At 36.6% G+C, this 14,698-nt stretch carries 15 protein-coding genes, 2 pseudogenes and 2 riboswitches; of the genes and pseudogenes, 4 read left to right on the forward strand and 13 right to left on the reverse strand.

What is annotated here, in order from left to right; all coding sequences use genetic code 11:
- Position 1 precedes the first annotated feature (1 nt).
- On the forward strand, positions 2 to 2,407 hold the full coding sequence (locus DLJ74_RS09805) for a glycogen/starch/alpha-glucan phosphorylase (protein ID WP_245902308.1): 2,406 nt from the start codon (positions 2 to 4) through the stop codon (positions 2,405 to 2,407).
- Positions 2,408 to 2,505: 98 nt separating this feature from the next.
- Here the strand turns inward: DLJ74_RS09805 and DLJ74_RS09810 are convergent.
- The 6 genes and pseudogenes from DLJ74_RS09810 to tenA form a co-directional block, all read right to left on the reverse strand.
- Positions 2,506 to 2,804 (reverse strand): annotated as a pseudogene (locus DLJ74_RS09810) (DMT family transporter).
- Positions 2,805 to 2,988: 184 nt separating this feature from the next.
- Positions 2,989 to 3,147: pseudogene (locus DLJ74_RS09815) on the reverse strand (MerR family transcriptional regulator); the annotation flags it as partial.
- Positions 3,148 to 3,257: 110 nt separating this feature from the next.
- Complete coding sequence (locus DLJ74_RS09820; RefSeq protein ID WP_109984319.1) at positions 3,258 to 4,058, reverse strand: energy-coupling factor transporter transmembrane component T family protein; 801 nt, start codon at positions 4,056 to 4,058, stop codon at positions 3,258 to 3,260.
- A complete protein-coding gene (locus DLJ74_RS09825) occupies positions 4,036 to 5,505 on the reverse strand; it encodes an ABC transporter ATP-binding protein (protein WP_109984320.1) in 1,470 nt (489 codons plus the stop codon). Before DLJ74_RS09825 ends, DLJ74_RS09820 begins: the two co-directional genes overlap by 23 nt.
- Before the next feature lie 4 nt (positions 5,506 to 5,509).
- A complete protein-coding gene (locus DLJ74_RS09830) occupies positions 5,510 to 6,100 on the reverse strand; it encodes an ECF transporter S component (protein ID WP_109984321.1) in 591 nt (196 codons plus the stop codon).
- Positions 6,093 to 6,782, reverse strand: coding sequence for a thiaminase II (gene tenA / locus DLJ74_RS09835; protein ID WP_109984322.1), 690 nt, complete (start codon positions 6,780 to 6,782; stop codon positions 6,093 to 6,095). The genes DLJ74_RS09830 and tenA overlap by 8 nt, the downstream gene beginning before the upstream one ends.
- Before the next feature lie 79 nt (positions 6,783 to 6,861).
- Positions 6,862 to 6,968: riboswitch (TPP riboswitch) on the reverse strand.
- Positions 6,969 to 7,147: 179 nt separating this feature from the next.
- Positions 7,148 to 7,329, forward strand: a riboswitch (Lysine riboswitch).
- A gap of 192 nt (positions 7,330 to 7,521) precedes the next feature.
- Here tenA and dapA point away from each other — a divergent pair.
- Positions 7,522 to 8,412, forward strand: coding sequence for a 4-hydroxy-tetrahydrodipicolinate synthase (gene dapA / locus DLJ74_RS09840; RefSeq protein ID WP_109984323.1), 891 nt, complete (start codon positions 7,522 to 7,524; stop codon positions 8,410 to 8,412).
- Between the two features lie 83 nt (positions 8,413 to 8,495).
- Here dapA and DLJ74_RS09845 read toward each other — a convergent pair whose 3' ends face one another.
- Positions 8,496 to 9,659, reverse strand: a complete 1,164-nt coding sequence (locus DLJ74_RS09845; RefSeq protein WP_109984324.1) for a M20 family metallopeptidase — start codon at positions 9,657 to 9,659, stop codon at positions 8,496 to 8,498.
- 101 nt (positions 9,660 to 9,760) lie between these two features.
- On the opposite strand from DLJ74_RS09845, the gene DLJ74_RS09850 reads away from it, so the two are divergent.
- Positions 9,761 to 10,207 (forward strand): YaiI/YqxD family protein, encoded by a 447-nt coding sequence (locus DLJ74_RS09850; RefSeq protein WP_054859415.1) that lies wholly within the window; start codon positions 9,761 to 9,763, stop codon positions 10,205 to 10,207.
- A gap of 4 nt (positions 10,208 to 10,211) precedes the next feature.
- Here DLJ74_RS09850 and DLJ74_RS20435 read toward each other — a convergent pair whose 3' ends face one another.
- Together DLJ74_RS20435 and DLJ74_RS09855 are read right to left on the reverse strand one after the other, a co-directional pair.
- Positions 10,212 to 10,349: a hypothetical protein gene (locus DLJ74_RS20435; RefSeq protein ID WP_181397492.1), complete on the reverse strand. Its 138-nt coding sequence runs from the start codon at positions 10,347 to 10,349 to the stop codon at positions 10,212 to 10,214.
- Positions 10,350 to 10,375: 26 nt separating this feature from the next.
- Positions 10,376 to 11,167 carry an alpha/beta hydrolase gene (locus tag DLJ74_RS09855; protein WP_054788451.1) on the reverse strand — a complete coding sequence of 264 codons (792 nt, stop codon included), beginning with the start codon at positions 11,165 to 11,167 and terminating at the stop codon, positions 10,376 to 10,378.
- Positions 11,168 to 11,414: 247 nt separating this feature from the next.
- On the opposite strand from DLJ74_RS09855, the gene DLJ74_RS09860 reads away from it, so the two are divergent.
- Positions 11,415 to 11,672 carry a hypothetical protein gene (locus tag DLJ74_RS09860; RefSeq protein WP_054788450.1) on the forward strand — a complete coding sequence of 86 codons (258 nt, stop codon included), beginning with the start codon at positions 11,415 to 11,417 and terminating at the stop codon, positions 11,670 to 11,672.
- 265 nt (positions 11,673 to 11,937) lie between these two features.
- Here DLJ74_RS09860 and DLJ74_RS20440 read toward each other — a convergent pair whose 3' ends face one another.
- From DLJ74_RS20440 to cysK, 4 genes are all read right to left on the reverse strand, one after another.
- Positions 11,938 to 12,093 (reverse strand): hypothetical protein, encoded by a 156-nt coding sequence (locus tag DLJ74_RS20440; protein ID WP_181397494.1) that lies wholly within the window; start codon positions 12,091 to 12,093, stop codon positions 11,938 to 11,940.
- A 79-nt stretch (positions 12,094 to 12,172) separates the two neighbouring features.
- Positions 12,173 to 12,379, reverse strand: coding sequence for a hypothetical protein (locus DLJ74_RS09865; protein WP_109984325.1), 207 nt, complete (start codon positions 12,377 to 12,379; stop codon positions 12,173 to 12,175).
- Positions 12,380 to 12,465: 86 nt separating this feature from the next.
- Complete coding sequence (locus DLJ74_RS09870) at positions 12,466 to 13,365, reverse strand: type II toxin-antitoxin system SpoIISA family toxin (RefSeq protein WP_245902309.1); 900 nt, start codon at positions 13,363 to 13,365, stop codon at positions 12,466 to 12,468.
- A 250-nt stretch (positions 13,366 to 13,615) separates the two neighbouring features.
- Positions 13,616 to 14,530, reverse strand: coding sequence for a cysteine synthase A (gene cysK / locus DLJ74_RS09875; protein ID WP_109984326.1), 915 nt, complete (start codon positions 14,528 to 14,530; stop codon positions 13,616 to 13,618).
- Positions 14,531 to 14,698 lie beyond the last annotated feature (168 nt).

The raw sequence follows: 14,698 nt of genomic DNA on the forward strand, positions 1-14,698 counted from the left end.
CATGATGGAATGGGACGTAAAACAGCTAAGAGAAAAGATCCAAACAACAATAAGCGAGAACCATTCTGACCAAAACAGCCCCATTTCTGTACCTAAAGTGTATGAAGCTATTTGTCAAATCTTAATGGAACTAATCGAAAAAGATTGGTCTCGTACTAATCAAAAATACGATGAAACGAAGCCAAAGCAAGTCTTTTATTTCTCGATGGAATTCCTACTTGGACGTCTTTTACAAAGTTATTTATTAAATTACCAGTTACTCAACACGTGTAACCAAGCAATAAAGGAACTCGGCTTTGATCCTGAAGAGATCTATTATTGCGAACAGGATCCCGGTCTTGGTAACGGAGGTCTTGGAAGGCTGGCAGCATGTTTTCTCGATTCCACCGCCTCACTCTCGTACCCAGGTCATGGTTATGGCATCCGTTTTCGCTATGGGTTATTTGAACAACGTATTATTAATGGCTATCAAACAGAGTTACCAGACTATTGGCTGAAGGATCGCTATCCTTGGGAAATACGACGAGCAGATGAAGCGGTGACTATTCAGCTTGCCGGACATTGTTACTTAAAGGAACGTGAGGATGGCTCTCTGATTTGTCTATATGAAAATCAAGAAAAGATAATGGCCGTCCCCTACGATATACCGATTGTAGGCTATGATAACCAAACCATCAATACACTTAGACTTTGGAGTGCGGAACCAATAGCAGACATAGAGGAACAAGAAGAGGATCAATACTATCATCAATTAGAGCAGGAGCATTCCTCCTGGCAGATCTCTGGGTTTCTTTATCCAGATGACTCTCACTACGAAGGAAAACAGCTTCGGTTGAAACAGCAATACTTTCTCGTTTCTGCAAGTCTACAGGATATTCTAAGAAAATATTCATCTATTTCCTCCGCTACATTGCCAAAGAAGCTAGTCATTCAAATTAATGACACGCATCCCAGTCTAGCCATTCCAGAATTGCTGCGAATATTATTAGATGAAAAAAGATTAGAATGGGAGGTTGCTTGGGAAATCACGCGAAAGATTTTTGCTTATACCAATCATACGCTCATGTCTGAAGCACTGGAGACTTGGCCGGTTGATATGTTTCGAGAGCTATTGCCTCGTATTTATATGTTAATAGAAGAAATTAATGAACGGTTTTGTCAGGATATTTGGTTGAACCAACCTCATCTAAGACAAAAAATCCCATCACTTGCCATCATAGCAGATCATCAAATTCATATGGCTCGACTTGCTGTTGTTGGTAGCTTTAGTGTGAATGGTGTGGCAAAAATTCATTCAGAAATTTTAAAAACAAGGGAAATGAAAGACTTTTATCATTTATATCCTAAAAGGTTCAATAACAAAACAAATGGTATTTCTCATCGTCGTTGGCTCGTTATGGTAAATCCAAGACTGACTCATTTGATTTCCGATACGATTGGAACGAGCTGGGTAAGACATCCAAGGGAATTAACTCATCTGTTACGCTATACAAAAGATACTTTCTTTTTAGAACAATTACACTCGATCAAACAAGAGAATAAACGGAAATTGGCGGCAATTATCCATCAGAGGACAGGAATATTAGTAGATGATCAGTCAATATTTGATGTTCAAATTAAGCGAATGCATGAATATAAGAGACAGCTATTAAATGTTTTTCATATCCTATACTTATACAATGAATTAAAACAAAACCCAAAACTAGATATCACCCCTCGAACCTTTATCTTTGCAGCAAAAGCTGCGCCTAATTATTACTTCGCCAAAGAAGTAATCAAACTAATTCATACGGTGGCTTCTATCGTTAATTATGACCACACCATACACGGTAAATTAAAAGTGGTTTTTTTAGAGAATTATAATGTTAGCCTTGCCGAAAAGATCATACCTGCTACGGATTTGAGTGAACAAATATCAACTGCAGGAAAAGAAGCGTCAGGAACAGGTAATATGAAAATGATGATGAATGGCGCTCTAACGATAGGTACATTAGATGGTGCGAATATTGAAATGAAAAATGTAGTGCAGAAAGAGAATATGTTTATTTTTGGATTGAAAGCAGATGAAGTCTACCACATCTATCAGAATAACGACTACTTTGCTAATGAAGTCTATCAAAATGATGAAAGATTAGTGCGAATTTTACATCAATTACGTGACGGCTTATTTGGCCATCAGGAATGTAAAAACATATACTACCATCTCCTTTCCACGAACGATCCATTTTTCATTTTGAAAGACTTTTCAGATTATGTCGAGACACAGCAATTAGTAGATCATTCCTATACAGAAAAACAAAGATGGTTAGCAAAAAGCTTGATTAATATCGCTCATTCAGGTAAATTTTCAAGCGACCAGACGATTCAAGAATATGCAACTGGTATCTGGAAATTGAGAAAGGGCTAACGTTTGTAAGAGCTGACTACCTAACTTAAGACCCGGAACTTCCTACAAATCATAGGGAGATCCGGGATGTTCCGTATGGAATAATGATTCAGCCACTCTTAGCTAACGACCTTTAAACTGATCACTGTAAGGATCATTCCGATAATACAACAAATGCGGAGAAAATTTTTAGGCTCATGAAAGAAAATAATTCCAATGATTGCTGAACCAAGTGTACCAATTCCTGTCCAAATTGCGTATGCAGTCGATAACTGGATCTCCTGTAAAGCCATAGATAAATATTGAAAACTAATAATAAAACTACCAATTAGCCTCACATTGTTCCAGAAGTTATTTTTTTCTGATACTTTCTTACCCCAATAACTCCTATCACTTCAAATAAGCCTGCAATAATCAAAAAACTCTTTGTCTAATATACTGAAATATATTTTTCCAACTATCGTTTTGTTCAATCACCGATAGATGCTTAAATAGCCGCAATTCCTTAGTAACAAGTGCTAGTTGTTCCTCAAATACATCTTCCCATTTTTCTGATTTAAGATTGTTTCTATTTGATTTAATTGAAAATTTAGTTCCTTTTATGCAATAATTCGCTGTAATGTGATAATATCTTTTTTTGAGTAATAACGATATCCTGATTCCGAGATATAAGATGGCTTCAACAAATTAATTTCATCATAATACCTTAATGTTCGAACCGTAATATTCATTTCTTTTGCAATCTTTCCGATACTATACATTGCGAGCCTCCTAAAAATATCTTCCCTACTATCATAAGCCTAACGTATGCGTAAGAGTCAACAAAAAAGAGCATTACTAATGATGATAGTAATGCTCGATTCATTCTCTTTTACAAGGAAAGGACGTCCTTTACTTGCAAAATAGGAAGTTGTTCACTCATATAAAAGGTAATAAGCAGTGTTGCTAATAAGAAGATAACAAAATAAGTATCATACCTCGTAAACCCTATTTGATAATAAAAGGTTCTGTCTCTATTACCTGTAAATTGTTTAGCTTCCATTGCAATTGCAATCCGATATGCTCTGCGTATACTTTGTGCAAGGACTGGAATGGTAAAAAGCTGAATCTTTTGATAAAAACCATGAATTCCTTTCTTATATTCCATGCCACGAATCTTTAATCCTTTTTTAAGATGACTAAACTCTTCCGCGATCATCGGTAACAAGCGGATCGCTGTCATAAAACTGTAGGCAATCTTCGGAGGGAGCTTCAACTGCTGCATCATGGAATAAAACATCGATACAGGTCTTGTGGTTAAAGCAAATAATAGCCCTAATAACCCGAAAACGATACTCCTCATTCCTAAATGAATACCTCGATAGAAGCTTTCTTCTGTTACATGGATAACACCATATTGAAACAATGTCGTCTGCCCTTCCCCAAATAACATCATTGTAATAGTAGAGGAAAGAAAAATGATGAGGAATGGAGATGCAAAAAGCAGTAATAACACAAAGGGATAGCCTGTCAAAAGAAAATATACCAATAATAACCCTATACAAGTATAAAACAAGATATTCGGATTATGAATCAGCAGAAGGCCAATAAATAATCCTACAAAAATAATAAATTTCATACTTGGATTAATGTGATGGAGGAATGTTTTTTTATAGGATAATTCGATCGCCAACCTGTCCTACCTCCTCTTCTTCCCTAAGATTCACTTTATCCCTTATATGTATTATTTTCCCTTGTTTGATTTGCCACACAATGGTTGCGTGTAATTCAGTGATCATCGGATCGTGCGTCACCATCACAATCGTCATCCCTTCTTTCCACAATCGAGTCAACTTTTCTAAAATTCTAAAAGTATTTCGAGCATCCTGACCAAAGGTTGGTTCGTCTAATAGAAGTATGTCAGGTGACGTTATCGTAACAGTTGCAAGACTTAGTCTTTTCATCTGACCAGTTGAAAGCTGAAAGGGATGCTTATGAATTTCGTTCAAGAGATGGAAATCCTTTAATTGAGCTTCAATTTTTTTCTTATTTTCTTCTTCAGAGAGTTTCTCTTTACGTAGAGAAAAGGCTAATTCTTCGTAAACCGTATTTTCTACAAATTGCAATTCAGGGTTTTGAAACACATAGCCGATTCGTTGGTATAAATCACTATGATTTTTCACAAGTGGATAGTCTATTTTTCCGTTCGTCTTAATTAGCTTCATAATAGCCTGCAACAATGTACTCTTTCCTGCACCATTCTCTCCTGTAACAGAAATCCAATCCCCTTTCTTTATTTCTACATTCGAAACTTCTATTTTGGGCTGTTTATGATGATAACCGATAAAATCCTCCATTTTCATTAAAGTCTCAGCTGATTGATTGATGGGTTGATTGATTTCTGTTTTAGCATGCCTATATTCGTGCCAAACGGAAGGATACCAAATGCCGAATTCCTTTAGCTTTTGCTTAGATTGTTCAAAAATGACTTTGGGAGTATCATCCATCATAATGTTCCCTTTTTCATCAAGTAAGACGACACGGTCGATAAAATCAATCACATGCTCGATTTTATGCTCAACAATGATCACGGTTTTGTCTCTAGCAACCCTTTGCATCGTTTCCCAAACCTGTGCCGTCCCTTCTAGATCAAGCATGGCAGTCGGTTCATCTAGAAATATTGTGTTTGGCTGTAATGCTAGAATGCAAGCAATTGCAAGCCTTTGTTTCATACCACCAGATAACCTTTCTATTTTAATATGGACATCTTCTAGTTCTAATCCGACCTCTACTAGGTAACGATGTAATAATTCCTTCATTTGATCATGCGGTATCCCGAGATTTTCTAACACAAAACCAAGCTCTTCATCGACATAGGGCATACAAAATTGAGAATCCGGATCTTGAAAGACAAAACCCCAGGAATTTGAGATCTCTCGTGATGTATATTTAATGGGGATTTCCATCGATTTTGGTACCAACCCTGATAAAATTTTTAATAAAGTCGATTTTCCCGATCCTGAAGGACCAAGGATGAGTACTTTTTCCCCTTTTCGAATGGAGAGAGAGAAATCCTTAAATAAAAAGGATTCCTCTTCAGGAAATTTCACACGTAGTTTTTCGATAGCAATGGTACTCATTCTTTCACCTAATCTCCTCATCTAGCGCTTCGTAATGCTTGTTGGACAATGGTCGAACTAGTCTTGTTACACCCGTTTTTTCTAATGCCTTTACAAGGTAGTATGCAAAGATTCCTGTGATTACGATAGACCCCAATATTCTAGCAAAAACGAGCAAACTCAGATTCCATAAAGCTAATTCCGTGATATACCCATAATAAATATCGAGCCATAAAGAGCCGATTGCCGCACCAACTGCAGCTAAGCACATGACCAAAATATGATAGCTTCGGTAACGGAAAATAGCGAATATTATTTCACAACCAAGACCTTGAACGAGGCCGTATAATAATAATGAAATACCCCATTGACCACCAAATAAGAATTCTCCTTGTGCAGCAGCCAATTCTGCTAACAAAGCGACGCCAGGCTTACGAATAATTAAAAATGCAACGGTTGCCGCCATAAACCACATTCCGTACAGTAATTGATCGATATGTAAGCCTAAAACCGAAACCGCGCTATAGAGGGGTCCCCAGATTTTATATATGACACTGAAGACTAATGCAATAACAACTGTAACAAGAATATCGGTAAGTGTTAGCTTTTTAAACATATTTTCCCTCTTTTCTTCCTATTGATTGCCAGGATTCAAGTTGATAGGCCATCTCCCAGAACATAAGTTCATAACGACTACTTATGACAAAGTGCTGTTTCATTCTTTTTAGATCTGAATCTGTAACGGATAAAGCAATTTCATCTAACCGATTAATTTGTTCCTCCACTGACCGCTTGAACCACTCTCCGCCATAAGTAGAAATCCATTTTTGATAAACAGGATGATCTGGAGTACAATTCTTCAAAACCTCTCCAACCTCATAATAAAGCCAATAACACGGTAGAATAGCTGCAATCACATCCCCTAAATGCCCGTCATATGCTGCTCGATATAAATGAGAGGTGTAGGCATAAGCAGTTGGAGAAGGCTGAAATGCTTTGATCTCTTCCTCCGTAATCCCTAAAATCTCTGTAAATGATTCATGTAACGCATGTTCTGCTTCATAAGTGCTTTGGGCATGTGCGGCCATTCGGTTTGTCGTTTCAAAAGAATTTGCTTTAGCTGCACCGAGTGCTTGAACTTTTGCAAAATGGGATAAATAATAAGCATCCTGTAGGACATAGTACTTAAAGTTCTCTACCGGTAATGTTCCCTCTCCAATTCCTTGGACAAATGGATGCTGGAAGCTCTCCTGCCAAATAGGGTCTACTTCCTTTCTTAGTTTTTCTGAAAATTTCATTTTTCTTCTCCTCCCAGGAAACACAAAAACCACTATCCTACCAAATACGTAAGGATAGTGGTTATACCTGCAGAAAATAACGGATATCGTACCACTTCCCTACGCTGGTATAAACCAGATCAGGTTCTAAGGGTCTTAAAGTAAAACTTTAATCTCAGTCTTTAGAAGACACCCCTAGTGGAATGCGTTTTTATTTAATTCGTGTATAACTATATCAAATTTTTCCAGTTTGTCAAGCTATTCTTTAAATTTGTTTCAATAAGAGAGAATCCATTATTTTCTATTCATCTTTTAAACTTTTTATCTATTGCATCTATGGATAAACTTTGTTATAGTAGTAACCAACATTTAAAACAATTGAATAGTTTGAGAATAGAGGTGCAATGACCATTAGTATGTAATCGGAGGAGATGTCGCCTGTGATGATTACAGAAAGGGGGATTTGCCGAAGTGATTAGGAATGCATCATCTTAGTCACTGGTCCTTCATTTAAGAAATGTCGGGCTGTCATATAGTCGAAGAAGCTATATGGAGGGCTATCTCACGCATCATTATCAAATAACGGTGCAACAATGATACCCTTTCATTGTTGCATTTTTTGCTGTCTAACCTGATAGTTATTAGGCGAAAACTTAATGATCTGTTATTAGTTTTCCAAAAAGGTTTGATGATGGGATAAGCTCTATTCATTTTACGTAGCGAAATTGTTTTAAAAATATGAATAGAGGTGAAGGCTAAAATGAATTTTGGACGTGTCGTAACAGCAATGGTCACACCATTTGATCAAAACGGACAAATTGATTTTAACAAAGCAGAACATTTAATTAATTATTTAATTAGTAATGGAACAGAAGGATTAGTAGTCGCTGGTACAACAGGAGAATCACCAACATTATCCAAAGACGAAATTCTTTCTCTCCTTCAATTTACTGTAAAAGTTGTGAATAAACGGATTCCTGTTATAGCAGGTACTGGTTCGAATAATACACAAGCATCCATCGAGTTAACAAAACAAACCGAAATGTTAGGTGTCGATGCCGTAATGCTTGTTACTCCGTATTACAACAAGCCATCACAGGCTGGGATGTATGCACACTTTGAAGCTATCGCTAAAGCAACTACCTTACCAGTTATGTTATATAACATTCCAGGACGTTCGAGTGTGAATCTATTACCTGAAACTATTATTGAATTAGCCAAAATCAAAAACATAGTAGCTGTAAAAGAAGCTAGTGGTGATTTAGATGCCATGACGAGAATCATTCATGAAACATCTGAAGATTTTTCTCTTTATAGTGGAGATGATAGTCTAACACTACCAATGCTTGCAATAGGTGGAAGAGGAATTATCTCGGTTTCCTCCCATATTATTGGGAATGAAATGAAGGAGATGATTACACAATATCAAACAGGGAACCCGAAGAAGGCAGCACGTCTACATCAAGAGCTATTACCGATCATGAAAGCATTGTTTAAAGCACCAAATCCCGTACCCGTTAAATCAGCATTAGCCATGCTTGGAATGGATGTTGGCTCCGTAAGACTTCCACTCATACCTTTAGACGAAGAAGAATTGAATACATTACATCAGGATTTACATTATCTGCAAAAGAATTATTTTGTAGGATAAAGGATCTATTGGACATAAAAATACTCCCCTCAAGTAACAGATTTTTTATTTTTAACCTGTCTACTTAAAGGGGAGCATATCATTCATGATTGTGGCTTTTTCGTTTGATTTATTTTTCGATGTAATTGTTTTATCACTTCTGCTAACAAGATTGTTCTAGGTAAGAATGAATCTATTTCTAAATATTCATCCTCACGGTGTGCATTTCCACCCACTGGTCCCAATCCATCAACCGTTGGTATTCCGATCGCCGCAGTAAAAGAAGCATCTGAACCACCACCAGTTTCGGTGTCTGTTATCTTTATGTGAAGCTCATCCCCTACCTTGCGGATAATACGAAGAAGACTTTCGGTTTTCGCCGTTTTCTCCATTGGAGGACGGTTAATCTCCCCTTCTAATCGTACCTTTGTTCCTTCAATATCTGCATGAGAGGTAATGTCTTCTATCTTCTGCTCAATTTGATCCGCTTGCTCCTGTTTTCGAAATCTTACATCAATCTCCGCAGAAGCATGGTCAGATATAGTATTAACAGAGCTACCTCCTTCAATGATCCCGACATTGACATGAATACCTTTCTCTTCATCGGTAATATCATGTAATTGAATAATTTTATGAGCAAGCTCCTCTATCGCACTTCTCCCTTTTTCTGGTTCGATACCAGAATGAGCTGCCTTCCCAAATACCTCCAATGTATAATGAGCCTTCCCTCTTCTAGCTGACACAATAGCACCATTTTTTCGAGCTGGCTCCATCACTAAAGCAAATTTTTTATCCTTGGCATGGGATTCAATCAACGATTTCGAAGTAACTGAACCAATTTCTTCATCACTAGTTAATAAAATTTCTACATCATAGAAGGCCTTACTTTTTATTTCCTTCAAAGCTTTCATTGCAAAATAGACAGCAACGAGACTTGCTTTCATGTCAATAACACCAGGTCCATATGCACGGTTGTCTTTCACTAGAAATGGACGCAATTTTGCCGTTCCTTTTTCAAAAACTGTGTCCATATGTGTAATAATTAGGATAGTTGGTTTATGTTGTTGGGAAGCCCTTACAACTAAATGGTTTCCATAATCAGCTTCCGGAAATACATTAACCTTTAGCCCTAAGGCTCGATATAATGTTGCCATTAATGCCCCTATCCTATCCACCCCTGCTTTGTCAGAAGTCCCACTATCTATATTGACCAATTGTTCTAGTAAATAAAGCATATTTTCTTGTTGTTTTTCTAAATAATCGTTCATCCTATACCCTGACTTTCCACTTATAATAAGAAAATAATACTATAACCACTACAAAATTGCTATACTATTCTTAAAATCAATTTATGGAGAGGAAGGTTCATATGGAAATTTACGTGGATGCAGATGCATGCCCTGTTGTGGATACAATATTAGAGGAAGTAATAGGAAAGAATATAACCGTTCATTTAGTTCGAAGCTACAGCCACTACAGCCACCAAGACTATCCGTCTTTTGTTAAGGTAACCTATGTTGACACAGGTTCTGATGCAGTGGACTACCGAATCATAGGCATGGCAAAAGCGAAGGATATCATAGTAACACAAGATTATGGTCTTGCTGCTTTAGGATTAGAAAAAAATTGTTATGTCATTCATCATATTGGCTTCCTATATTCCAAGAAAAAAATCGACCAAATGTTAGAAGAAAGACATTTAAAAGCAAAAGCTAGAAAAGCAGGATTGCGAACAAAAGGTCCGAAGAAGCTAAGCAATGATCAAAAAGAAAGCTTCCGCCATCAATTGCGAAAGCTCATTCAAACATCTTGTTAGAAACTTATTTCTCTTCATATTTTTGTGCAATTTTACTAATAATCCAACGTTTTGCTGTGTCATCAGGAATATCGTACACTTTCCCTTCCCTCAGCAATTCGTTTTTGTAAGTGGTTTGGACAAGCATTTTTACTTTTGTCATGCAAATAACTCCTTCCTGTTGACTATTTATGATGGTTTTATGTATGTATCAAGCCAACTAATACATTCTTCTTTCCAATTTATTGTATGGAATTGATCATCCGCTAAACCAAGGCCATGTCTTCCATCTTGATAAATATGTAGATCATATTCTATCTGATGCTCTTGGAGTGCTTGCGCATATAATAAACTGTTCATCACTGGAACTGCTTGATCATTTGCAGTAGACCAAATAAACGCTGGTGAGGTTTGAGAGGTTACCAACCTTTCACAAGAGTGATTAAGTACTAATGCTTCCTCAGGATTTTCTCCTAATAGATTATTCTTACTTCCTTCATGTGTATAATCCCCCATCGAAATAACTGGATAGCAGAGTAGATGAAAATCAGGTCTTGATGTATATCGTAAAACTGGATCATTACTATCTTCTTTTGCCTCATCAAAGTCATTACTTATCATTGCGGCTAAATGTCCTCCTGCAGAAAAGCCTAGAACTCCTAACTTTTGCCCTTTGATTCCTTTCGATTCCGCATAGTAACGTGCATATTGGATCGCATATTTGGACTTATAGATGACTTCTTGATCTTTTATAGGGGCTACATTATACCGTAAAACATAGGCGTGATAGCCGTTTTTATTTAACCATTCTGCTACCGGCACCCCTTCATGATAAGCACGATGTCCATACCCACCTCCAGGAATAACTACAATAATTGGAGCCTTTCGTTTGTCTTTTAAGAAATATGGTGTTAAGCTTGGACAATCTTCATGTAATGAATCATCTTTCCAATTGATTTCTTCTTTTGTTTTCAGAAACATCAATCTCATCCTTTCTAATTTAACGCATGCATATCAACCATAAATCACCGAAAAACATCTGCTTACAAACGTAATCGACAATCATATTTTGATTTGTATACTCTACTAGTTCTATTTTACATGGAAAAGTAATTTTAGGAAATAGCCTAAAATTTTCTTAAAATCTGGGTGAATATCCCTTTCACATTTCTCCTTTAAGCATAGGCTACTATCAGTACGATAATTGCTTAGGAAAGGAGCATCCATCATGCATCCACATGGATTTCAAGAACCTCTTCATCAAGGTTATCACTATCCTGAACATGATCAACGATTTTTTGGACCAGGACCAGGGTTTGGACCGTTAGGTGCTGGATTATTAGGCTTTGGATTGGGCTTTTTAGGTGGAGAATTAATTGATGGCCCGCCAAGACCATATCCTTATGCATATCCACCATATCCGCCATATTATGGACCAACACCTTATCCACCATATGGCCCGTATGGACCTTATGGCCCGTATTAATCTGAAGCGCTACCTTGGTAGTAATCACGATGTCTTCGTCTGGATACCCTCTATTCTACATCTGCTTACTGAATGTTGATAGGTTAATCTTCCAGTATTAATGCCTAACTATCCAACGACTATCACCCAATTGGTGATAGTCGTAGCTTTATTATCACCATAAAAAATAAAATAGATCTCTATTTAGCTAGCTTTATAATAGCCGGAGATAGAGACCTACTTTTTAAAGAATAAAATATAATTGCCTAATCAATAAACCTATAGCCTAAGAAAAAGATTGATTGTTCTTTTGTAGTTTTTTTATTTTACTTAACATATCCTGATGTCTTTTCTCCTCACGAGACTTCCCTTTCCATTGAGTAACTTTCTGGATATTACTTGTTTTGATGAGATAGGGGCTTTTTTTCTTTTCTTCTGACATTAATTACCATCTCTCCTCATCCATCACCTACCATTTAATTCATATTCATAAAGTCATCTATGGAAGCAAGGCACTCAGATTACAATTGCTTTAAAGCCTTTTTCCTTAATTCTTCCAAATCTTTCGTATACCTAGTCTTAGATGACTCTGATAATTTTGTAATCGGTGATTTTCTATGATGTAAAATATCACGTATTGGTGTTGGTAATAATGTATTCGATTTCTGTGTTATTTGTTCCTTTTCTTGATTTTTTTGGGGCCTAAATTCCATTACTGTCTGAATCACAAAATTCCTCCTCCGCCACTGTTTATTTTCTCGTTTTAAAATACTCTTCATCATTTTACGGAGGAATCACATCAAATATTACCTCTTTATTCATTTTGTTTTTCAAAAAAACAAAACAAACAAGCTAGATTCGTTAAAAACAAGGCGTCCATTTCATACACTCTTTGATGATGCTCCTCGATAAATAGAAGAAATATCTCATCCTCACCAACAAATACCGGACATAGGTGAGCCATTCCTTTCCCATGCTTCTCTTCTCGATCTAATGCTACAATATCCCCATTCCATAAGGTTTCAATAACTATCGTTTCACTTGAAGCGGTTTCATCAGGTTTCACTAGGTTATCTGGCATGGTACTCCAATCTAATGTATGAGTTTGTTTAATGATTTGTATGGTTTCAATGAACAGGTCAATCGTTTCATATGGCTGCTCTTCGTTTTGTCGATTTGCTTCCACTTGATATAAATGAATACGTAGACCAAAGGCTTCCGCATAATAGCTCAAAAAGATGCTTAATGCTTCTGAGAATTCTAAGTCTCTACTGTCAATATCTGATTTGATTAAAGGAGCAATTTGAATCAATTGCGAAAAATAATTTAACTTATCCTTCTGTCTTTCTTCTAACAAACTATTTTCTTGTATATAGCTTTTTAATGGGTCGAAGGCTTGAAATTCTGTTCTCCAGATTTTTTTAATGGTAGGTGTAGAAAATACCGATATATCGATAAAAACAACTATTACAGCAAGGATTAATAGTGTCTGCCAATCTTTAATTGATAGAATTTGAACGATCCATAGAATTCCTAGACATAATACAAATAAAAAATAAAGTGTTTTTCGATATTGATAGAGGTTTTCATTGAATCGGTTATCCTCTTTATTACGGAAACTTCTCCAGCTCTGGATGTAAACATATAATATGAATAGGAGGAGAATACCTATAAGGATTGAAAAACCTAATGCTTCTTTCTCCAAATTATTCACAACCTTTCCACCAAAGAAGAAATGTAAAATATCCCATCCCCTAATTTTTCCATTTGCTAATTCCTATTTTATGCATGAGCAGGATAAATAGTACATTTCTCCAATTTTTCTTCTATTACTAGTTGACTTTTAATAATGAGAAAAGGTTGTATAAGGAAAACTAATAGAATGTCTGAAAAGAAATGTGCTCTATGCCTATAAAGAATTGCTAAAAAAATAGTACAGACTACTTTGTCTGTACTACGAATCCTTATATTAAATTCATACTTAAGTATCTTTCACCAGTGTCTGGGGCGATACAGACGACTTTTTTACCTTTCCCTAATTTTTGAGCTACTTGCATCGCAGCGAATACAGCAGCTCCTGCAGATGGTCCTACAAATATCCCCTCTTCTTTTGCTAGCTTCTTAAAGGTTTGTAATGCATCTTCGTCACTAACTTGAATAATCTCATCATAAACAGAAGTATTCAATATTTCTGGTATAAATCCTGGACTTGTTCCGACTAATTTATGTTTTCCTGGTTTTCCTCCGGATAATACAGGTGAACCTTTGGGCTCAGCTACAGCTACATGTATATTCGGTAGTTTTTCCTTCAAGGTTTCCCCTGTTCCGGTGATCGTGCCACCTGTTCCTGCAGTAGCAACAAAACCGTCAAACTGGCCCTCCATTTGGTCGAGGATTTCTAAAGCGGTAGTCTTTCGATGGATATCAGGATTGGCATGATTTTCAAATTGTTGTGGCATAAAGCTATTAGGAATTTGCTCTAATAATTCTTTTGCTCTCTTAATGGCACCAGGCATTTTCTCTTCACTAGGCGTTAGAACTACCTGAGCACCAAATGCTTTGAGAATGTTTATTCTTTCTTTCGTCATATTATCAGGCATAACGAGTATTGCCTGATATCCTTTTGCTGCTGCTGTCATCGCTAGACCAATACCTGTGTTGCCGCTTGTTGGCTCAATGATCGTAGCATTTTCAGATAATAATCCCGCTTTTTCTGCTTCTACTATCATGTTGTATGCGGCACGGTCCTTTACACTTCTTGATGGGTTAAACATCTCTAATTTAACATATACTTCTGCTATATTATCTGGAACCATTTTATTAAGCTTTACCATTGGTGTTTGACCAATTAACTCTGTCATATTTTGATAAATTTTCATCCTGCAAGTCCTCCCAACTTCTACGCTTTATCATACCAAGATATTTAGAATCTTCACAATAAACATGCTCATTTTCGCTAAAAGAAATAGGGCTTGAACAAACGTGTAGGAAAGAAGTAAAATCCGAATATTAAGCACGGAAACCGCTCTGTCAAAATACATTGCTTT

This window comes from Gracilibacillus dipsosauri, assembly GCF_003176895.1.
In the GTDB taxonomy this organism is placed as follows: domain Bacteria; phylum Bacillota; class Bacilli; order Bacillales; family Amphibacillaceae; genus Gracilibacillus; species Gracilibacillus dipsosauri.